The sequence below is a fragment of the Vibrio sp. 10N.261.55.C5 genome, from assembly GCF_041470505.1.
Classification (GTDB): Bacteria; Pseudomonadota; Gammaproteobacteria; order Enterobacterales; family Vibrionaceae; genus Vibrio; species Vibrio crassostreae_C.
Window position 1 is genome coordinate 37,574 of the sequence record NZ_JBFRMS010000051.1, and the last position, 20,882, is coordinate 58,455.

Annotated in this window: 24 protein-coding genes; 18 read left to right on the forward strand and 6 right to left on the reverse strand. The window is 43.6% G+C overall.

Annotated elements, in window-relative coordinates; genetic code table 11:
• Positions 1 to 252: 252 nt before the first annotated feature.
• The 7 genes from AB4263_RS18210 to AB4263_RS18240 all read left to right on the forward strand — a co-directional run bounded on the left by AB4263_RS18210 (position 253) and on the right by AB4263_RS18240 (position 4,125).
• A complete protein-coding gene (locus tag AB4263_RS18210; RefSeq protein ID WP_372098665.1) occupies positions 253 to 969 on the forward strand; it encodes an HAD family hydrolase in 717 nt (238 codons plus the stop codon).
• A gap of 51 nt (positions 970 to 1,020) precedes the next feature.
• A complete protein-coding gene (locus AB4263_RS18215) occupies positions 1,021 to 1,404 on the forward strand; it encodes a nuclear transport factor 2 family protein (RefSeq protein WP_372098666.1) in 384 nt (127 codons plus the stop codon).
• Positions 1,405 to 1,493: 89 nt separating this feature from the next.
• Positions 1,494 to 2,225, forward strand: a complete 732-nt coding sequence (locus tag AB4263_RS18220; RefSeq protein ID WP_017066537.1) for a glucose 1-dehydrogenase — start codon at positions 1,494 to 1,496, stop codon at positions 2,223 to 2,225.
• Positions 2,226 to 2,318: 93 nt separating this feature from the next.
• A complete protein-coding gene (gene catB, locus AB4263_RS18225) occupies positions 2,319 to 2,951 on the forward strand; it encodes a type B chloramphenicol O-acetyltransferase (RefSeq protein WP_017063920.1) in 633 nt (210 codons plus the stop codon).
• A 170-nt stretch (positions 2,952 to 3,121) separates the two neighbouring features.
• A complete protein-coding gene (locus AB4263_RS18230; protein ID WP_017068339.1) occupies positions 3,122 to 3,373 on the forward strand; it encodes a Rho-binding antiterminator in 252 nt (83 codons plus the stop codon).
• Between the two features lie 8 nt (positions 3,374 to 3,381).
• Positions 3,382 to 3,615 (forward strand): hypothetical protein, encoded by a 234-nt coding sequence (locus AB4263_RS18235; RefSeq protein ID WP_017068340.1) that lies wholly within the window; start codon positions 3,382 to 3,384, stop codon positions 3,613 to 3,615.
• 60 nt (positions 3,616 to 3,675) lie between these two features.
• The gene (locus AB4263_RS18240) at positions 3,676 to 4,125 is read left to right on the forward strand and encodes a GyrI-like domain-containing protein (protein ID WP_372098667.1); all 450 of its coding nucleotides are present in this window, start codon (positions 3,676 to 3,678) and stop codon (positions 4,123 to 4,125) included.
• A gap of 223 nt (positions 4,126 to 4,348) precedes the next feature.
• Here AB4263_RS18240 and AB4263_RS18245 read toward each other — a convergent pair whose 3' ends face one another.
• Positions 4,349 to 4,939 (reverse strand): glutathione S-transferase, encoded by a 591-nt coding sequence (locus AB4263_RS18245; protein ID WP_017061817.1) that lies wholly within the window; start codon positions 4,937 to 4,939, stop codon positions 4,349 to 4,351.
• Positions 4,940 to 5,112: 173 nt separating this feature from the next.
• Here AB4263_RS18245 and AB4263_RS18250 point away from each other — a divergent pair, with 173 nt between their 5' ends.
• On the forward strand, positions 5,113 to 7,368 hold the full coding sequence (locus AB4263_RS18250; RefSeq protein WP_372098668.1) for a peptidase U32 family protein: 2,256 nt from the start codon (positions 5,113 to 5,115) through the stop codon (positions 7,366 to 7,368).
• 187 nt (positions 7,369 to 7,555) lie between these two features.
• On the opposite strand, the gene AB4263_RS18255 is transcribed toward AB4263_RS18250, so the two are convergent.
• Together AB4263_RS18255 and AB4263_RS18260 are read right to left on the reverse strand one after the other, a co-directional pair.
• Complete coding sequence (locus AB4263_RS18255; protein WP_065583652.1) at positions 7,556 to 8,020, reverse strand: thioesterase family protein; 465 nt, start codon at positions 8,018 to 8,020, stop codon at positions 7,556 to 7,558.
• Between the two features lie 149 nt (positions 8,021 to 8,169).
• Complete coding sequence (locus AB4263_RS18260) at positions 8,170 to 10,005, reverse strand: ABC transporter ATP-binding protein/permease (RefSeq protein ID WP_372098669.1); 1,836 nt, start codon at positions 10,003 to 10,005, stop codon at positions 8,170 to 8,172.
• Positions 10,006 to 10,568: 563 nt separating this feature from the next.
• On the opposite strand from AB4263_RS18260, the gene artP reads away from it, so the two are divergent.
• From artP to AB4263_RS18310, 10 genes are all read left to right on the forward strand, one after another.
• Complete coding sequence (gene artP, locus AB4263_RS18265) at positions 10,569 to 11,297, forward strand: arginine ABC transporter ATP-binding protein ArtP (protein WP_032545343.1); 729 nt, start codon at positions 10,569 to 10,571, stop codon at positions 11,295 to 11,297.
• 120 nt (positions 11,298 to 11,417) lie between these two features.
• Positions 11,418 to 12,149, forward strand: a complete 732-nt coding sequence (locus AB4263_RS18270) for a lysine/arginine/ornithine ABC transporter substrate-binding protein (RefSeq protein WP_372098670.1) — start codon at positions 11,418 to 11,420, stop codon at positions 12,147 to 12,149.
• A 3-nt stretch (positions 12,150 to 12,152) separates the two neighbouring features.
• Positions 12,153 to 12,839 (forward strand): arginine ABC transporter permease ArtQ, encoded by a 687-nt coding sequence (artQ, locus tag AB4263_RS18275; protein WP_017078229.1) that lies wholly within the window; start codon positions 12,153 to 12,155, stop codon positions 12,837 to 12,839.
• Positions 12,836 to 13,504 (forward strand): arginine ABC transporter permease ArtM, encoded by a 669-nt coding sequence (artM, locus tag AB4263_RS18280; protein ID WP_017068344.1) that lies wholly within the window; start codon positions 12,836 to 12,838, stop codon positions 13,502 to 13,504. The genes artQ and artM overlap by 4 nt, the downstream gene beginning before the upstream one ends.
• A 322-nt stretch (positions 13,505 to 13,826) precedes the next feature.
• Positions 13,827 to 14,612, forward strand: a complete 786-nt coding sequence (locus tag AB4263_RS18285; RefSeq protein ID WP_372098671.1) for a hypothetical protein — start codon at positions 13,827 to 13,829, stop codon at positions 14,610 to 14,612.
• 313 nt (positions 14,613 to 14,925) lie between these two features.
• On the forward strand, positions 14,926 to 15,348 hold the full coding sequence (locus tag AB4263_RS18290) for a hypothetical protein (protein ID WP_372098672.1): 423 nt from the start codon (positions 14,926 to 14,928) through the stop codon (positions 15,346 to 15,348).
• Between the two features lie 26 nt (positions 15,349 to 15,374).
• Positions 15,375 to 15,827: a hypothetical protein gene (locus tag AB4263_RS18295; protein WP_372098673.1), complete on the forward strand. Its 453-nt coding sequence runs from the start codon at positions 15,375 to 15,377 to the stop codon at positions 15,825 to 15,827.
• A 104-nt stretch (positions 15,828 to 15,931) separates the two neighbouring features.
• Positions 15,932 to 16,336, forward strand: coding sequence for a DUF1801 domain-containing protein (locus AB4263_RS18300; protein ID WP_372098674.1), 405 nt, complete (start codon positions 15,932 to 15,934; stop codon positions 16,334 to 16,336).
• 194 nt (positions 16,337 to 16,530) lie between these two features.
• Positions 16,531 to 16,812, forward strand: coding sequence for a hypothetical protein (locus AB4263_RS18305; protein WP_017059577.1), 282 nt, complete (start codon positions 16,531 to 16,533; stop codon positions 16,810 to 16,812).
• Positions 16,813 to 16,890: 78 nt separating this feature from the next.
• Positions 16,891 to 17,406 (forward strand): GNAT family N-acetyltransferase, encoded by a 516-nt coding sequence (locus AB4263_RS18310; protein WP_372098675.1) that lies wholly within the window; start codon positions 16,891 to 16,893, stop codon positions 17,404 to 17,406.
• Positions 17,407 to 17,659: 253 nt separating this feature from the next.
• Here AB4263_RS18310 and AB4263_RS18315 read toward each other — a convergent pair whose 3' ends face one another.
• The 3 genes from AB4263_RS18315 to AB4263_RS18325 are packed head-to-tail and all read right to left on the reverse strand — an operon-like array spanning position 17,660 to position 20,613.
• The gene (locus tag AB4263_RS18315; RefSeq protein WP_017063903.1) at positions 17,660 to 18,319 is read right to left on the reverse strand and encodes a sugar transferase; all 660 of its coding nucleotides are present in this window, start codon (positions 18,317 to 18,319) and stop codon (positions 17,660 to 17,662) included.
• Positions 18,320 to 18,328: 9 nt separating this feature from the next.
• Positions 18,329 to 19,516, reverse strand: a complete 1,188-nt coding sequence (locus tag AB4263_RS18320; RefSeq protein ID WP_017059581.1) for a glycosyltransferase family 2 protein — start codon at positions 19,514 to 19,516, stop codon at positions 18,329 to 18,331.
• Entirely contained in the window at positions 19,513 to 20,613 is a 1,101-nt protein-coding gene (locus tag AB4263_RS18325; protein WP_017070860.1) for a glycosyltransferase, read from the reverse strand. The genes AB4263_RS18320 and AB4263_RS18325 overlap by 4 nt, the downstream gene beginning before the upstream one ends.
• Between the last annotated feature and the right edge of the window lie 269 nt (positions 20,614 to 20,882).

Below are 20,882 nucleotides of genomic sequence, written 5' to 3' on the forward strand. Positions count from 1 at the left end.
GTACTCATTAAAAATGTTGAATGGCGCTATTTTTAACGGCGATAGCGCAATGGAGCGGGGATTATACGCATATATTGCAATTGATAAAGCAGTGATGTGAGCAAACACTGTTTGGTTTTTGTTTGCTAGTAACGGTTTGTTCTCTAGCTTTGCTTCTATTCGACAAATTTCGAAATTCAAGACAATAAAATTGCCCTAAATAGGCTTATGAATGATAAATTCAAATTACTAATCGAAACAAAGAGATAGTGTATGAAGTTAGATGCCATCCTTTGGGATTACGATGGAACCATAGTCAATTCCGTTCCAAAGAATATCGCAATCACAAAAGACATTATCTCTTTAGTCGCGCCACACTTGTCAGGCGACAACTTACCTAAATATTTGCTTAGCGAAGCGCTTTATCATGAAGCCAACCACGGGGCTAAAAACTGGCAAGCCTTATATATCGACTATTACGGCTTATCACACGATGAAATGTTGATCGCTGGTGGAATGTGGGCAGAGCATCAAGAGAAAAACCAAACAGCCGTTGCTTTGTTTGAAGGAATGGAAACCGTGGTTAATCACTTTGCTCATCTTCCACATGGGATCTGCTCTCAAAACTCTCAATTGAATATTCGTGGTGTACTCGACAGTTATGGCATCGGCGATTTGTTTAAATCGGTCGTGGGCTATGACGATGTCTCGAACGGCAACCAAAAACCCCATCCATTTGGTGGTGTGAAATGTGTCGAGAACATATTTGGCGCAGATCCGACTAACGAGCTTTGTTTGATGTACATCGGTGACCATGAAGCGGACACACAGTTTGCTCGCAATATTGAAGCCGCGCTGGGTAAAAACGCAAAAGTGATTGCCGTTGCAGCAGGTTATAGCCGATCGAAACCTGAAAATTGGCAAACCAAGCCCGATTACATTGCTAACAGTGTCGATGATCTTTTAACGATCATTAGCAAGTACGCATAACGAAGCAGACATTTAAAAATCACCACACGTAAATAACTTTAAGGAAGAATAATGACACCAAAACAAGTGGTATTGGGATTTTGGGATGCAATGCGCAGTAATGATTTTGCAAAGGCAGGTGAATGGCTAACCGCAGATTTTGAAGGCTATTGGCCGCAGTCGTCTGAATTGACGTTAGGGCGCGACAACTTCACTGCAATCAATACTGAATACCCAGCCAATGGTGTTTGGGAATTCACGCTCAATTCGATTGTCTGTGAAGGTGATACGGTAGTCACGGACGTTTCGGTCACTGACAGTGTGTTGAAAGGCCGAGTGATCACCTTTCACACGGTGGTTGACGGTTTAATTCAAAAGCAAACTGAGTTTTGGCCAGACCCATTCGAAGTGCCGGCGTGGCGATCGCAGTGGGTTCAGATCGTATCGAACAATTAGTTTGTATCGATACGATCAGTTTGTCACGAACAACTAGGTCGTATCGAATAATCAGGTTGCACAGAATAAGTAAACATTAGGAGGTTTCATTGAGCAAGGTAGTGGTTGTAACCGGCGGAAGCCGAGGCATTGGCGCAGCGACGTCTAAATTGTTGGCCAGTCAAGGCTATGCTGTATGCGTTAACTTCATACACAATGAGTCGCGAGCTGAAGATCTAGTGAATGAGATTCGCGAACAAGGCGGAACCGCGATTAGTGTGCGTGCGGATGTGTCTGTTGAATCGGACGTGAAATCCTTATTCGAGATTGCTCGTAACAAGCTAGGTCCAGTGACTCACTTGGTTAATAATGCCGGGATCTTGTTTACCCAGTCACCATTGGTTGATATTGAATTGGATCGCTTTGAAAAGGTTATGAAATCCAACGTATCAAGCTGCTTTCTGTGCAGTAAAGCCTTTATCAAACAAGCCGATGGCGCGGGTTCGATTGTGAATGTATCGTCTGCCGCTTCTCGCACTGGCGCACCGTTTGAGTATGTGGATTACGCAGCATCGAAAGGTGCGATGGATTCACTCACCAAAGGCTTATCGCTTGAATTAGCTTCACGCAATATCCGAGTGAATGGCGTAAGGCCAGGTTGTATTTATACTGAGATGCATGCAGACGGCGGAGAGCCAGATCGCGTAGACAGACTAGCTTCGCAGTTACCGTTACAACGAGGTGGCACACCAGAAGAAGTCGCTAACTCTATCGCATGGTTATTGTCAGACGAAGCTTCGTATGTCACCGGCTCGTTTATTGATATTGCAGGCGGTCGATAGGGCACGTTTGCCTTTACACTAATATAAACAAGTTACAACCATCAACACGCAACAAAAGTACCTAACTAAAAGAACGAAACTAAGAGTACAACCATGAAAAACTATTTTGAAAGCCCGTTTGTTGGAAAGTCACTCAAAGAACAAGTGACCAACCCAAACATCATCGTGGGCGAGCACAGCTATTACTCGGGTTACTACCATAACCACAGCTTTGATGACTGTGCGCGTTACCTATTACCGGATAGAACCGACATCGATAAGCTGATCATTGGCAGCTACTGCTCGATTGGTTCTGGCGCCGTGTTTATGATGGCGGGCAACCAAGGCCACCAAAACCAGTGGGTGAGTACCTTCCCGTTTTTCTATCAAGACGATGAGAAGTTTGAAGGTGCGATAGACGGCTTTGAACGCTCTGGTGATACCGTGATTGGTAACGATGTGTGGATTGGTACAGAAGCCATGATCATGAGTGGTGTTAAGGTTGGTGACGGAGCCATCATCGCAAGTCGAGCGGTTGTGACTAAAGATGTCGCGCCATACTCGATTGTCGGTTCAAACCCAGCACGCCATATCCGTTATCGTTTCAATGAGACTGAAATCGCTCAGTTGCTAGAAATGAAATGGTGGGAATGGAGCGAAGAACAAATCAAAGGCGCAATGTCGCTAATGTGTTCTTCAGACATTGGTGGTTTGTACCATTATTGGAAAGGATTCTTGAAGCCTTAAATTGTCGTTCACAGATGAAATGTGAATGGTGAGAACGAGATTAAATTTAACAAATTACTCAATAATCTGATTATGGCAATGCGATTGTGATACGAGTAACTTATTGATTGTAAAGATATTGCATAGTATGGCGTGTCGCATTAGCGTGGTGGATGAATTGGAGGGGTATTATGATTAGTTGCAACGATTACGATTATATTGAAATTGTGTGCATGCACCGATACCCAATCAAGTTAACGCTGAAGTCTGGCGAGCAGATTGAATGTGTCGGGTTAGATACCCAGCGCAATGACAGCCGTGAAGAGTGCATTAAAGTCAGTACTCAAGGCGAGCAACAACTTGTCGTATTAACTCAAATAGCGACATTGGATGTCTGTGTCGACAACCCTCACTTTCAGCATGTTTCATTCAAAACGTCATAGGCTTTCAAATGAATAGAACCATAGAACAATGCTATTGCACCGCGTGCAGAGAAGAGACACAACATGTTGTTGTGTTGGTCAGAAAGACGAGTGCGTTTGCAGACAAACCTAACCAAAAGCGAAGTGAGTTTTGGGCAGGCATGATAAAAGGTTGGTTCCTTGGCCCGTTTGTCGCGTCAATGGATGAGTTTTCTCGTCACCTTGTCTGTGAAAAATGTGGACACAAAGAGATTCAAGATTAGAATTCGATTCAACGCGTACTGAACCTTCTGGTTTAAGAAAATGGCTTAGGAAATAGAAGAGTGAAAGAACAAATATTAGAAGCGGTAAAAGCATATGGTTTCTCGGTAAGAACCAACAATACCGATGAGGTTGATCCGGCTAAGGCGCAAATTGGGCAATTGTGGCAAGGCTTTTTCGAACAAGCTTTTCCTAAGCTGACCCCAGACTCAAAGGTATACGGCGTTTACACCAACTACGAGTCTGACTTTACGGGCGAATTTGATGTTATCGCGTGTACTAATGCACTTACGGATCAGAATGTTGATACGCTTGTAGAAACCGAAATACAAGCAGGTAAATACTTAACGTTTTCTGCTGAAGGTGAATTACCACAAGCTGTGATCGACCTATGGGGTGAAGTGTGGGCGTATTTCAGCGCTGCTGACTGCCCACATGTGAGAACTTACACGACAGATTTTGAACTATACAAAGGTGAAACTGAAGTCGAGATTTCGATAGCGATTCAGTGATCAGGTTAAAATGAACAAAAGGCTTAGCTTAGACTGTGTTTGCCAGTTAAGAGACAGTAGTTACCGGTAAAGAGACAACGGAATCCCAGTTAAGCCTTTGAATATCTGTTCTTTACAAAGAAGATACAGTGTCACGTAACTACTTTAATACCTAGGAATTATCTATTCCAGAATTCCCCTAGATCACCCTAGATACCCTTAAGTCACCCAAAATTCTCTTAAGTTATCCAAAAAGACAATCTTGCTTGGTTTCATTCCACAAAGGGTATTGCTTCATGACTTGGGTGTAGAGCTTACTTTCAAGGTGCGCTCTTAACCAACGTCCTACGTTTTGATATTCCGATTTCACAAACCACTTCTTTTCGACTCGCACAAACTGACTGACGAAAGGCATCACCGCAAAATCGGCCAAGCTTGGGCTTTCTCCAAAAAAGTAGGGCTGATCGGTAAGTCGCACTTCTAACTGCTTAATGAAGGTTTCGCAGGCTTGTCGGCGTTGTTCAACATCGATGTTTCGGTAACGAACCGATGCACGATACCTTTCTAAGTGACCAATAAATTCTTCATCGTTGGTTTTAATGAGCTGCTGAACTTGTTCGCTAAGCGTTGGATTGCTTGAACGCAGAAGATCTTGAGGATCGTTTTGTTGAAGTGACCAGTTCATCACATCCAAGCTCTGTTCAATGACTTGTCCATTGGGTAACACCAATACAGGCACTGTTCCTTTTGGCGAACTGGCCAATAGTTCGCTAGGCTTGTCTTTGGTAACGATTTCTCGAAGTAACACTTTTTGCTGTGATAGTGCGATGCCCATTCGTCCGCGCATTGCATAAGGGCAACGGCGTAAAGAATAAAGGATAGGTAGATCGGATTCGTTCGGCATTATTGAGGTCATTTAGTTTGAAAAGTGTTGTACGGTGGTAAAGAGATCGTGATGTGGGTAGAATACGCGGCTTAAAAATTATAAGTAAGTGAGCGACTTCAAAAATGAGCAGAAAAATTGAGTTATTAGCCCCAGGTGGCGATGTAGAAGCGATAAAAGCCGCCATCGTAGCGGGTGCTAATGCAGTTTATTGTGGTTTAGACACATTCAACGCTCGTAACAGAGCCTCTAACCTGTCGTTAGACGAATTGAATGGTGTGATTCGCCTTGCTCATGAATACGGCTGTGAAGTGTTCCTGACTCTTAACGTTGTGCTACTGGAGCACGAGACTAAGAGCATCACCAAACTGCTGAACCAGCTTGTGAACACCAAAGTGGACGGCATCATTGTTCAAGACTTGGGTTTATTCAACCTGGTTAAGAAGCATTTCCCATCGTTAGACGTTCACGCGTCGACTCAGTTAACTACGCACAACGAAGGTCAGATTAAGTTCTTGTCTAAGATTGGCGCGACGCGCGTTAACTTGTCTCGTGAGTTGAACCTGCCTGAAATCAAGATGCTGACGGAAGTGGCACACGATCACGACGTATTAACCGAAGTGTTCGTACACGGCGCTCTGTGTATCGCATTCTCTGGTCAATGTTACTCAAGCTCAGTAAGTGTGGGTAACTCAGGTAACCGTGGTCGTTGTAGCCAAGCGTGTCGTGATGAGTACGAAATCACCAACGCGGGCAACAAGTTCCCACTTAACCTGAAAGATAACTCAGCTTACTACGACCTACCTGAATTGGTTGATGCGCAAGTCGACTCATTGAAAGTAGAAGGCCGTATTAAAGGCGCACACTACGTTTACACTGTGGTAGACACATGGCGTAAACAGATTGATAGCTTTGTAGAAAGTGGTTTGTTGATCGAAGACGATTCGAACCTGCACAAAGTATTCAACCGTGATTTCACCAACTCTTTCCTAAAGGGCAACCTAACGAAAGACATGTTCATCGATAACCCGCGCGACAACAGCATGAACTACGCTGTTGAAAAAGCGACGGAGCAGAACAACGAAATCTCAGTTGTACAGATTCAAGAAGTGACCAACGAACTTCACCAAGCGAAAGACGTTCTTGGTAACGAAATGCGTGACAAGATCGAGTTCCTTGATATTCGCAAGACACCAGTAGCACTGTCGTTCAGCGCAAAAGTGGGTCAACCATTTACGGTGACTGTGAACACGCCAAAAGAGAACTTTACTCTTCAATCTAAATCGCTATTGAAAGCGGTTGAAGAGAAGGCGATTACTCAAGAGCTACTTGAGAAGCGCTTCAAAAACGTGAAGAGTGCAGTTCACACGCTAGAAAGCCACGACTTCAGTGAAGTGGATGCAGGCTTGTTGATTCCTCTAAAAGAAGTTTCAGACCTAAAAGACGAGATCGACTTCATTCTGAACGGCTCTGTGGAAGTGATTAAGCACGTTGAAGTGCCAGCACTGCCTCAGCACCCTAAAGTGAACGAGAAGCCGACTATGTCGATGCTTATCGCCGATGTAGAAGACTTACACCTGTGTGACGTGACTGACGCGGATGTTTACTTCAAACTTCCAGAAAGCTTCAAGAAGCGTTGTAACAAGTACATCGACATCTTGGCAGCAAACCCACGTTTGATTCCTTGGTTCCCAGCGGTATTGATCGGTAAAGATTACGACGAAGCGGTTCGTATTCTTGAAGAGATCAAGCCAGCTCGCATCGTAACCAACAACACGGGTATTGCTTACAAAGCTTACGAGATGGGTATTGAGTGGGTTGCAGGCCCGTTCATGAACACGACCAACTCTCACGCACTGGTTACTCTGAAAGAAGAGCTGAACTGTGCAGGCGCATTCATTTCGAACGAGATCAACAAAGGTCAGATTCGTCATATTCGTCGCCCAGAGAACTTCAAACTGTTCTACAGCATTTACCACCCAATCTTGATGATGACCAGCCGTCAGTGTTTCTTCCAAAGAACCGTGGGTTGTAACAAGCCAAGCATCGAAGCAGGTTGTATGTTGAAGTGTGAGAAAGCGACCACGATTACCAACGTGAAAGGCATCTCTTTTGCGGTTGATAAACAGAAGGGTGGCTACCCAAGCATTTACAACCACGAGCAGTTCTTGAACCACGACGCAGTAACTGACTTCTCTGGTCTGTTCGACGAGTTCTTCATTGACCTAACCAACATCGGTGCAGGTTCTAAAGAAGTGAAAGACAAAGTTGAGCTTATCAAGCATTTCGAAGCGCTACTGAACGGCGTTGAAGGTTCACAACAGAACCTAGAGCAGATGGTTGAAGTTCGAACTAATGCTCAGTACGTGCAAGGTCTATAGCGTACAAGGTTTATAGGGTTCAATGTCTATGGGCTGTAAGGCTTATAGCTTCTAACGCAAAGAGCGTTCAAGGTTTATAACGCTCAACCGCTTATAAGCACTTTGAACCAATAAACACAAGGCCACTCAATCGAGTGGCCTTTTTAATGTCTGAAACTTTCTGAATCTTTCTCAACCAACGAATACGTTATTCTGTCACGGCTTCTTGTTTGAAGCATGGGCTTTTCAACGTGTTCATCTTTTCGATTTCATTGGTTAAGCGCAGCGAGAGCAGGGCTTTCTGGTTCGAAGCAAAATCAAACATCACGATAGTCGCAGTGCCAACGGTCGTCAGTTTCTGTTGAGCCTTACTGACAATCGCGTATTCCATGGTGAATCGGTCATCTTGAATATCGGTAACACGTGAGCCGACCATCAAGGTATCTGGATACGTGACTGGGCGGAAATACTTACAGTAAGTGTCACCAAGAACAGGACCAACTTTGGTAATCGCCATCTCTTCCATCAGCTCGACGTGCTTGAAAAAATCTAAGCGAGCGGTTTCGAAATAGCGAAAATATACAGCGTTGTTAACGTGATTGAGTGCGTCCATTTCTCCCCAAGCGACAGGGATTTCTGTTACTACCGGGTAGCCAGATAATAGTGCTTCCATGCGAACTCTCTTATTATTATGTAGGGATAAGTTGTTATTGGAATAAAAACCCTACCGCTAAATTAACAAAACTGCAACACGCGTGATTTAAGTTTTTGAAGCTTGAAACCACACAATGTCAGTGACTTAGTTGCACATCCACTCAATAGTTAGGCACTAAGGTGTTTGAATTGCAGCTCAACCAAGCGTTGGTACAATTCGCAGCTATTAATGAGAGACTGGTGGTCGCCGATGTCTACTAGTTGTCCTTTATCGAGCACCGCAATTTGGTCGGCGTGTTTAATTGTTGATAATCGATGGGCGATAATGATCGTCGTTCTGCCACGCATTAACTCTTCTAACGCTTGTTGTACGTGATGCTCACTTTCACTGTCTAGTGCGCTGGTTGCTTCATCCAACAATAGAATATTTGGATCTTTCAAGATGGCACGTGCGATAGCAATACGTTGTCTCTGCCCACCAGAAAGCCTTACACCACGTTCACCAAGAAAGCTGTTGTAGCCATCAGGTAGGTTTTGAATGAACTCGTGTGCGTGCGCTTTCTTCGCCGCTTCGATCACTTGCTCGTCTGTTGCCTGCGGGTTGCCGTAGCGAATGTTATGGAACACATCGTTACTGAACAGAGCAGGTTGTTGCGGTACCAATGCCATCTGCTTTCTTAGCTCGTTAGGATCAAACTGATTCAGTTCAACACCGCCTAAGGTGACCTTACCCACTTGTGGGTCGTAGAAACGTTGCAGCAGTTCGAACAGGGTAGTTTTACCTGCGCCAGACGGGCCAACCAGTGCCAACACTTTGCCTTCATGGGCAGTAAGCGTGAGGTTGCTTGTTGCGGGTTGGTCCGGTCTTGATGGATAACAGAAGGTCACATCATCAAATGCAACTTCTGGCGTTACGTTAGCAAGCGAAGTTGGATTCGCAACTTGCGCAACAATATGGCTTTCAACTTGTAGGATCTCGATTAATCGCTCGGTCGCACCTGCCGCGCGTTGCAGTTCACCCATCACTTCAGAAATCGTACCTAACGATGAAGCAACCATAATTGCGTAGAACACAAACGCGGCTAAGTCACCAGCCGACATAGTGCCGTTGATAACATCACTGCCACCAACCCAAAGCATGCCTGCAATAGCACTAAATACAATCACGATAACGCCAGAAATAAGAATCGCGCGCTGTTTTACACGCTGGCGACCAATCTCATACGCCTTTTCCACTTCTACCGCGAATGATGCTTTCTCTTGCTCTTCTCGGCTGTAGCTTTGCACCGTTTTAATGTGCTCAATTGCCTCACCTGCGTAAGAACCCACATCAGACATGGAATCTTGGCTTTGGCGAGATAGGGCTCTTACACGGCGCCCATAAACAAGGATCGGAATCAAGATAAATGGCACCGAGGCCAATACAATCAACGTCAGCTTAATATTGGTCGCAAACAGCATGATGATTGCACCAATACACATCAACGCGCTGCGCATCGCCATAGAGAACGATGAACCTATGATGCTTTGAAGCAGAGTAGTATCCGTGGTGATTCGCGACATGATGTCGCCACTGCCATTGGTTTCAAAGTAACTCGGGTGCAGCGTCACCACGTGATTGAAAACCGACAGGCGTATATCCGCACTTACTCGCTCACCAACAGAAGAGACCAAATAGAAGCGGAAGAAGGTGCCAATCGAGATCAGCACGACCACCACCATGATGAATTGAATCGCGCTGCCTAAGTCTGACAACGATTGTTGGCTGAAGCCTTGGTCGATAAGAAGACGAATACCGTGTCCGACTGAAAGGGTTAAGCTCGCTGTGAAGATCAACGCGATCAACGCAGCAATAACACGACCTTTATAAGGCTGAATGAATTTACTCAGCTCAAACAAAATACTGAGGCTTTTTTTTTCAGGTTTGGGTTCTGGCGCTTGTTGAGTCGATCGCTGAGTCTGTCGCTGGTTCGAGTCGAGCGTAGAAGAGACATCGTTTTGCATATGACTGCCTTAATGTGTTGTCGCTTTAAAAATAGGTAGCTTGTTGCTTGTTGCTTGTTGCTAATTGCTTTATGACTTATTGCCTGTACTGCGCGTTGTTCGCTGGGCAGTAATTGTTGTTGAGAATCGAACCCATTAAAGCATTTATTGCGCTGTGACGCTCCCTAGGAAACTCAATTTCCAATATTTCATCAACACTAAGTGAATAATTCGAAACGACCTTAAAGGAAAACTAAGCATTTTGATCCAGTCAGTTTGATAGGAAACCAAGCTATTTAACCCTAATTTTTATGCAAGTAAATTAGCGTTGATAGGAGAGTGCACACATAAACAAGCAACCGTGCGATGATTTATAAATTGATAGCAAAACGTTTGCTATTTATCTCGATATTAGCTTTATCAATGACTTATAAGTTTTGGTTGTAAGACCAGTTATAGCGACTGTTTTTTGTGGAATATTTGTTACAAAAATTCAACAAAGTAGTTTTTTATACATTTTTCTTGCATAAAAACTCGGATTGAATAGAATAACCAACAAATGACAATTAATGCAGTATTGTGGCATGAGTATTCAAGTAAAGAGCATCAACAAATCATACGGTGATACCCAAGTTCTTCACGACATCAGTTTCGACTGTGAGAGTGGCGAAACCTTGGTATTGCTTGGCCCAAGCGGCGCGGGCAAGAGTTCATTACTGCGTGTATTGAACCTGCTTGAAATCGCGGACAACGGCGAATTAGACATTGCGAATGAGCAATTCGATTTTTCAAGCCAAATCCAAGAGAAGCAGGGGCTTAAACTTCGTCGTAAAGTCGGCATGGTGTTCCAGCAATACAACTTATGGCCACACATGACGGTGATGGAAAACTTGATTGAAGCACCAACCAAAGTGGCGGGTTTGGATAAGCAAGAAGCGATTAAGCAAGCGCAAGAAGTCCTAAAGACACTTCAACTTGCCGACAAAGCAGACGCTTGGCCACTTCAACTGTCTGGCGGTCAACAACAGCGTGTTGCGATTGCACGTGCGCTGATGATGAAACCGGATGTGTTGTTGTTTGATGAACCAACAGCGGCGCTTGATCCTGAGATCACCAACCAAGTCGTGAGCATTATTAAAGAATTGAGCGGAACGGGCATTACCCAAGTGGTCGTGACGCATGAAGTCGATTTCGCGAAGAAGATTGCTAGCCACGTTCTGTACCTAGAGAAAGGGTACATCGTTGAACACGGCACCAGCGATTCATTCGTTAATCCGCAGACACCTGAGTTTGCTGAATATTTGACTCATTAAGTAAGTCACTTATTAAAAGAAAGTTGACTCACTAGATCTAGCTAAACACAACATCAATTAAAACAATCAAATTATAAGAATGGCCACAGGCCGCTATTACACAGTATTCGGAGTAACAAAATGAAAAAGATTCTACTAGCTTCACTTATCGGCCTTGCTTCTTTCAACGCAGCGGCTAAAGAAGAAATCAAATTCGCGATGGAAGCAACGTACGCACCATTCGAATACATGGATGAGAACAACCAAATTCAGGGTTTTGACGTAGACTTAGCAAACGCACTTTGTGAAGAGCTGAAAGCAACGTGTACTTTCCACAACCAAGCATTCGATAGCTTGATCCCTGCACTTAAATTCAAACGTTACGATGCGGCTATCTCGGCAATGGACATCACAGAAGCGCGTCTTAAACAAGTGAACTTCTCTAACGCATACTACGATAACTCTGCAGCATTCATTTCTTTCGAAGGCAAAGTAGCAGACCAAGCAGCACTAGAAGGTAAGCGTGTTGGCGTTCAAAACGGTTCTACTCACCAGAGCTTCCTACTTGAGCAAATGACTGGCGTAACAGCGGTACCTTACTCAAGCTACCAAGATGCATTCATCGACATGAAAAACGGTCGTATCGATTCTGTATTCGGTGACACAGCCGTTGTAGCAGAATGGTTCAAGAAAGAAGACAACCTAACGTACGTTGGCAACCAAGTAACAAACCAAGAGTACTTCGGTAACGGCTTTGGCATCGCAGTAAACAAGAGCAACCAAGAACTTGTAGACCAGCTTAACGTTGCACTTGCAGCAGTGAAAGCGAACGGCGAATACGACAAGATCTTCAACAAGTACTTCGGTAAGTAATTTATGGAATTAACGGGTTACTCTTTAGGGCTCGTCGAAGCAAGCTGGATGACTGTTCAGCTTGCGTTCGTAAGCCTATTGGTTGGATTGGTTCTAGCAGTTTTGTTTGCAAGTGGTGAGATGTCTCGTCGTATTGCAATCAAATGGCCAACGACTGCATTTGTGACGATTGTTCGTGGTTTACCAGAAATTCTGGTCGTACTGTTTATCTACTTTGGTTCGACACAAGTTCTGTTCATGATCACTGGCGACTTCATAGAAGTGAGCCCGTTCTTATCTGGTGTTGTTGCACTGTCACTTATCTTTGCTTCTTACGCTTCGCAAACCTTGCGTGGTGCATTAAAAGCAGTAAGCAAAGGGCAGAGAGAAGCAGCAAGCGCGCTTGGTATCTCTCAATCACGTTCATTCTTTCGTATAGTTTTACCTCAAGCGGTAAGACACGCACTACCAGGGTTAACCAACCAATGGTTAGTGTTACTAAAAGACACTGCATTAGTATCGCTGATTGGCGTAACGGATTTGTTGAAACAAGCACAACTAACATCCGCTGCAACGCACGAAGCATTTACTTGGTACGCGACAGCAGCAGCAATCTACTTGGTCATCACTTTAATCACACAAAGATTGGTAAAAGTGATTGATGGTAAGTTCTCTATTCAAGGTTTGGGTAACAAAGGGGCAATGGCATGAATCAACAATACCTCTCTCAAATGCTTGAAGGCTTAGTGACCAGTCTTCAACTCACAGGCGCTTCATTGCTTGTTGGTTGTATCTTGTCACTGCTGATGACGGTAACGCTAATCCTAAGAATACCTGCGATTCACTGGTTCACTCGTGGCATCATCACGCTGTTCACTGGCACACCATTGTTGGTTCAAATCTTCTTGGTGTATTACGGCCCGGGTCAGTTCGATTGGATTCGTGAAAGCTTCATGTGGACTTGGTTAAGCCAACCTTGGTTCTGCGCAATGTTAGCATTAGCTTTGAACACCGCGGCATACAGCACGCTACTGTTCAGAGGCGCATTCAACGCCATTCCAGCAGGGCAGTGGGAAGCATGTCGCGCACTTGGTATGGACAAAATCGCAACGCTGAAAGTGTTACTGCCATATGCACTACGCCGCGCCGTTCCAGCTTACTCGAACGAAGTGATTCTAGTTTTCAAAGGTACGTCACTGGCAAGCACCATCACCATCATGGACTTGATGGGCTACGCTCAGCGTATCAACGGCCAAACCTACGACACGCTAACCGTGTTCGGCATTGCTGGCGCATTCTACTTAGCAGTAAACGGCATACTAACGCTGATTTTCCGCCAAGTAGAGAAGAAAGCCCTCGCATTCGAAGCCGCGTAAGCTAGCCACAAACAAATTTAATTAACGTATAAAGCCTGCCATTTATGTTCGCATAGATGGCAGGCTTTTTTGTGTTTGGGGTATGTGTAGGGGGGTTGTGTTTATGCACAGTGTTAGAGGGTGTTCGCTAGAATCATACTATGCGGAAATATTCTGTATCTTGCCATTAAATGAGTTTATCTATGTTTTAAGTCACTGAAATGCTGTGATTAATCGTGGTAAATTTGTGTGCATATTAAACTAGATGGAATGATTCTGTATTTAAATGCAGAATTTTTCTGTCTAAGAGCTGTTAAGTCTCTTAATTATATGAGGTTAAAATTTGATTGATCTAGATAACCCTGCAGGTCGCTTTTACGACATTCTAAACCAAGCTAAAGCTAAAAAAGATGAGCAAAAAGTCCGACAAGTATGGGCTCAAATTTTAGATGAAGATGAAACTAACGATTCCGCAATTACGAAAAAAGTAATTGAGGTTTATCAATTAGGAGAGCAAGTTAAGGACTTAATTAAAATGAATGAGGGTGCTAACACCGAGTTATATCTATCCTCATTTCCACAAGTTGAGCGAGCCATATTCCCACTTAATTTGAATGCTACTTGGAAAGGGCAAAAACAACAACTGAGTGATGGTGTAATGACTAGGCTTCAATTCTGCTCTGATCTGCTCTCTTCAACTTATAAAGAAGAAACCTTAGCTAAAGAAGATCTAGAAGTAGTTACCAAACTTATTGAAGAACTCTTCGACTCAATTTTAAGCAGTTCTCTAGAGTCTGGAATAAGAATTACACTTCTCGAAGAAGTTGAACGCTTACGAACTGCATTATCAATGTACAAAATTAATGGTGCTAAAGGGCTGAAGCAATCACTACAATCTACTATAGGGATGGTCGTCGCAAATCAAGACGAACTTTCAAATGTTGCTAAATCTAATTCAAATGTTATCGAACGCTTGGGAAAATTAATCGATAAAGTTGATTCATTTACAGCTAAAGCGTTAAAAGTACATAAGGCTTTATCCAAGCCTGTACGCTTTCTTATTGGTTGCATACCAGGTGATGAAGTTGAAGAACCTGCTGAGTTAGTATGCGATGAAGCCGAGACTTAACAAGGCCTTTAAACGGAACAAAAACAGTTGGTTATGTTTCGTGCCTCAACAAGTGTAACCAACTATTTTTGTCCGCTTAAGGCGGCGTTGATATGACCCCCTCTGTCAATAAGAGCGTAGAAGTTTCTGCTCCCGCATTTATAGAGCCTAACTTGTGTTCTAAGTCTCACGTTACATTGGGTTTATGAAAGTCTGAGTCGTCCATCGAATAGTCGTGTAACAAGGGCATTTCTCATGCCGTATTTTTGGTAATTAGTTCTTCCTGTCGATTATCGAATTTGTCCTAAACCCACTATTAAGGCAGGGAACCCCAATGAATAGAACGCTATGGTTCGCACTCATTTCGCTTTTGTTTTCAATGACAATGGTATTTTGTACATACAGTTATGGCATAGAGAGCCACGTTGAAGTAACCACACTCACTTTAGTATTGTCTAGCCCTCTGATTTTTACCTTTGCGCTTGTTGTCATTTTTTGTGGCGCACCAGTCATTAGCAAGTACAAGTTACTTGGAACCATCGCAATTTGTGTGCATGGATTTACAGCCTCACTGCATGTGCTGTGGAACGGATTTATGTTCGTCGATGTGATTAATAAACAAGGCTTAGGTCCGGGACAAGGTTATTCTGGCTTGATACTTTGGGTTGGTAGTATTAAGGCGATGCTACTTGGTTTAGTTGTGGGAGTATGCCTGCATTACTTGCTACGATTTTTTAGAAAGGCTGCAGTAAGATAACTGTTGGCTAGTTAGTGGATTGTTCGTTGTCTATAGGAGTTGCCACTGTGTTTTATAGTAAGGAATCCAACAAGGGATTGCTGCTCATCCTTGTTGCGATAAGTGCTTTCATTGTCGTTACCTCTGATAATAACCCCGGGACATTAATCGCTCACGCCATCAACGGCTTAATTGCTTTGCTCTTTTTCTCCATGACCATTGAGGTCAAAGACAATGTACTAAGTTGGTATTTCGGCTTTGGCTTTTTGCGTAAGAATGTAGAAGTGTCAGACATTACCGAGACATCGTTCTATCAAAGCAAGTGGTATCAAGGTATTGGTATCCGAATGCTGAGCGATGGTTGGTTGTATAATGCATCGATAGGTTCAGCGCTTAAGTTAAGCCTAAGCAATGGAAAGCATGTTTACATTGGTTGTAAGGATACGGACGGTTTAAAGCTGGCCTTGAAAACCGCTAACGAACAGATAACTCAAAATTGATTTACGAGGCTTGGCACTTTTCGTTTCAAGTTGGACTAATGTTTAAGGTTCTATGCTTTAAGTGAGCTGGACTTTAATATCACAACAAATGAATCGGAGGTTGAATGGACAGAGCAATCAAAACACATTTCGACGAGTATCCCGATGATGTTCGAGCTCGGCTTGAAGAGTTGCGTGCATTAATTTTTGAACTTTGTTCTGATTTGGATTTAGGTGACGTCGAAGAGTCTCTGAAATGGGGCGAGCCGAGTTACAGCGTTAAGACGGGCAGTCCAATTCGAATCGATTGGAAATTAAAATCGCCAAATAACTATTACTTGTTCTTTAACTGTCAAACAAAGCTAATCGACACATTCAGAGAATTGCACGATGACACATTGGCATTTCAAGGTAATCGGGCAATCATCTTGAACCTAACTGAACCACTTCCCAAAGCACCAATCAAGCAGTGCTTAGAGTTAGCCTTAACTTATCAACAACGAAAACATCTACCGCTTCTTGGCGCGTAATTCTTACGCGCTGTCATTATATTTCTTAAACTGGTTATCTGTGTTCTAGCTATCACTCTTTAAAGCGTTAAGAGTGTACCATCTTGATTAGTATCAAGAGGCTAGGGAATCTCTATAACCAACGCTGATTGTATTGCTTACCGTTTAAAAAGGTGTTCTAGTCACCTTGTATTTCAGACTTAAAAGGAAGTTGTATGAATTTAGATAAAGCCAAAAAACGTATCGCAAAGCAGGTTAAAAAAGGCGACCACGGATACCCAAAAATCACGTTAGCGTATTACGGGACGACCAAAGATCTCGCAACGGAAGTCGCGGTTCAATTTATGCTGGGTGAGGGCGATGGTGTTCAAGAAGAGCGTTTTTCTTGTGAAACCGAAATCCGAGATAATGAATTAGTTCAAACGACGTTACTCAAGATAATCGAGCGAGCAAATGTTAACTCAGTGATTGAAGTTGAAGGCGTGGCTGTTCTTTAGTTTGCTTTAGCCTGGAAACGAAGCCAACACGAGAACGCAGGTGTATAATCCACATTTTTATCAAATTGGGCAGGACACATGGCGATCTCGTTTGAAACTCAAAGACTAAAAGTAGAAGAAGTCGCAGGTGAACTTACTGTTCCTGAACGTTCGGCTCTGCTTGAGCGAGTACCTGGCATTCTAATCCCGTCAGTCGTTGAAAACCTTCCACCATACTTTCATGGTATTGTGTCAGGTGAGCTGGCTGAAATTTGGCTCGACCGAATGTTGTCGGAGAGCCGCTTACTTCAAGTGAAATCCAACGATAATCAATTAATTGGTTTTCTGTTCGCTTATGTAGAAGACGAAAGTGATGCTCATATTGGCTACTTGCTTGCAGAAGAATGCTGGGGCAAGGGTTTCGCGAGTGAGTTATTGCAGAGTTTCATCACAGAAGTCGCAAAAACCGAGTCATGGTCCACACTGATTGGCGGTGTCGACCGTTCAAACATAGCCTCTACACACTTACTTAATAAGCTAGGTTTTGTTGAGCAAGCCTCTGACGAAAGTGCCGTGGTTTTCTATGAATATAAGCTTCCTCGTCTTAACTCTTAATTCTTAACTCTGAGCTCTCAGCTCTTAATTTCTAATCCCTAACTCAAGCCACATCTGCGTTATACATTCATTGCCAATGTTTACGTCAATTGATAGGGAAGAATCCTTATTACACCATTCAACTGAGAACCGAGAGCAGCGAGTCTAGTTAACGTGGGCTAATTCGGCACTATGTGTTTCATTAGCGACTTTCCAATCGCCCCCTAAGGCTTTATAGAAAACAGGCTTTGTATCCACATTAGACCATACTGGTTTAGCGACCTCGACCATCTACCATTACGATGATTGTTTTAGAGATGATGCTGAGATCAGCGGCAATCCAAGACTTAACCGAACATAGGCTTAGTGCATAACTGTGGTCAAAACCTACTTTACGACGTACATCATCAATACAGGTGTCGTAACCTTGATTTACTTGTGCAAGCCCTGTAATACCAGGCATTACACCGTATGTGCGGTCGGCAAAGTAAGGAATTTCGTTCTCTAGTTTGGTGTAAAAAGTAGGGCGTTCAGGGCGCGGGCCAATTAGAGACATTTCACCTTTCAGTACATTGATCAGTTGTGGCAGTTCATCAAGACGTGTCTTTCTCAAAAAGCGGCCAACAGGCGTGATTCGTGGGTCATTCGCGGTAGCCCAAACTGCACCAGAGCGAGTTTCTGCATCCTCGTACATGCTACGGAATTTCATGATCTCAAAGATTTCCATTTTCTCCGGTGTCGATTTACCAACGCGCAATTGACGGTAGAAAATAGGGCCACGAGAAGTGAGTGCAATCGCCATCGCAATCAACGGAAATACGGGCGCTAGCAAAATCAAAGCAATCAGTGAGCTTACAAAATCGAAAGTACGTTTAGCACGTGAGATTTTGTATTGGTATAGGTTTTGGGTAGATAGCTGTTCGATGTTCATCATAATAAGTCCTTAATGATTTGCTCGTGTCCAAGGTGAGTTTTCTAGTCCGATTAGGTAACGAATGCCACCAATGAAGTTGGCGTAGTGTCCAACTATCAAATAAGAGATTAATGAAATAGGTTTGTTTACTAGACGCTTTGGCAAGATGCAGCCAAGGACGCCAATGGTATAAACGGCAACTTGAGCCCATAACAGCGCTTCAAATACCAAGTAGTTGCTAAGTAAGATTGAGCACACTAAGCACACAATCATTAAATAGGGAGTGAGCAGGCGAAGTCCTTTTCCTGAAAAGAACGCAAACGCGATGCCTTTGAACTTCGGGCTGAACAAGGCAAATAATCGAATCGCTTGTTGCATGTTACCCGCTGAAATACGAAGTCTTCTTTTGAAGTCCGTTTCTAGGTTCGATTCCTCTAGCTCTAATGCCACCATTTGGGTTTCGTATTCGGCGATGTAACCTTGTTTAACGATTTGCATCGGTAAGATGAAATCATCATTAATAGTGTTGAGTGGAAGCAGTTCGAACAGGTGTGTTCTAAACAAGTAGAAAGCGCCATGAGAACCCAAGCTAGAACCTAACGAAGCCTCAGACTCTTTAACCGCGGTTTGGTACTGCCAATACGTGTTTTCGCCTTCATTGCCTGTTGGACAAAGTTGATACGTTGCGTTTACCACTCCAACCTTGTCACTTTCAAAATGAGCGGCAGCTATAAGCAAAGCATCCAATGAAATAAGGGCAGAAACATCACTCATCGCCGTGATATCACTGGTTATACGTGTCACTTCTTCATTAACAACCGCGACTTTACCTCGGTTTACTTGATGGTCATGTATCTCAAAATAGACATCACTGCACATCGCTTCTTGTATGGTCATTTGTGCAATGGCGACTGTGTTATCAGTGCAACCATCGCAAGCGATAATGACTTCCAACTTCTTTTTTGGGTAATCGAGTGAAGCAAGGTTACGAATCTTGTCTGCGATCCACTGTTCTTCGTTAAATGCAGGAACAAGAACGGTGATGGTCGGCAACGTGCAATCTTGCTGTTCCTCTTTGTAGCAACGATGACTCTCTTCAACTTTGCGTGCGGGGTGGCTTTTCGCATACCAACGCAGTAACAAAGGGTAGGCTGCGTGATGATAGACAATCAACGCACCTGAAAACAAACAAAGTCCCGCAAGCAACCAATCAATCATGCGTAAGCTCCTTCTGATATATCGTTGTAAGACGAAACCATTTTGATGATGTCGAAGTTTTCGAGTACGTAACGACGAGGTGACAAAAAGCGTTCATTTTGCTTTTCTAATAGCGCACTAGCTAACCCCACAATGCTGCCGCTTTTGACGAGGGCGCCGCTGACTGGACATAAGGTTTCATCGACGGCACCAACGTCCATTGCGACGGTTGGAATATTGCATGCTTGAGCTTCAAGTGTAGAAAGCGGCAGCCCTTCGTGGCGTGAAGGTAGGCAGAACGTATCCAACGCTCCGTAAAACGTGGTCATGTCTTCAACTAAGCCAAGAAAGATGACTCGGTCACTCAGATTCAAGCGGCTAGTCAGTTGCTCTAGTTGATTGCGTTTAGTACCGCCGCCAGCCAATGCGACAACCATGTTTGCAGGTAAAAGAGTCAGTGCTTTAATAAGTTGGTCTTGGCCTTTGACATGTTCTAGTCGACCTGCACAACCGATGATGTGTTTGTCTGTCGGCAGGTTTAGTTTTGCTCTCGCGTGTTCTTTCGACATTGGCTTAAACTTCTCACAATCAACGCCATTTTTGATGGTAATGATGTTCTCATAAGAAAAAGCAGTGCGTAGTTGGTTATAAACACGTGTCGCGTCGGCAACTAACGTTGGTTGAGCAGCTTTTAAAGCAAGCGCTTGTAATCGACGACGTTTGTTGTTGTTCAGATGCCAAGCGTCATGTTCGGTATGGATTCGAGTTGGAACCCCGGTTACGCGAGCGGCATAACCAGCGTATAACAGTGGGCCAATATGATGGGTATGAACCACATCAGGGCGAATCGCGTTGAAGGCTTTAATTAGCTTAATAATGATATTGAATTGTACGCCTGGTGCTTTATCCAAAAAGACGATTTGCTTTTTGTATGGCTCTAGCTTCGGCCAGTTGTTTATAGACTCTTGTTTAGTACCCTCTAAACTGACAATCAACACTTGGTCTGTTGGTTTAGCAAGGCGGAGCAAATCCAGAGTTAGGGTTTCTAATCCACCCGGTGCAAGGTGCTGAACAACGTGTATGATCTTTTTGCCATGCTTCGTTAAATGCGTATTCATAGTTTGGACCCTGCCTTTATAATTGTTGTTTCGCCTTTCTGACGTTTCTCTTGAAGTAACTTCTTTAAAACGTTTAACTACACAAGGAGATTGCAGGAGTTGTGCCAATTAAATAACCGTTATTTTTCAGTTGTTTAGATTATTTAATTCTAGGGCAGTTTTCATTTCTCAAAATGGGAATCAAAACAAAATACAATTGAATGGCAGTTTGAATCATAGGGCTTGGGTAAATCGAAAGTAGCATTAGAACTTGGGGCTCTAAATAAACA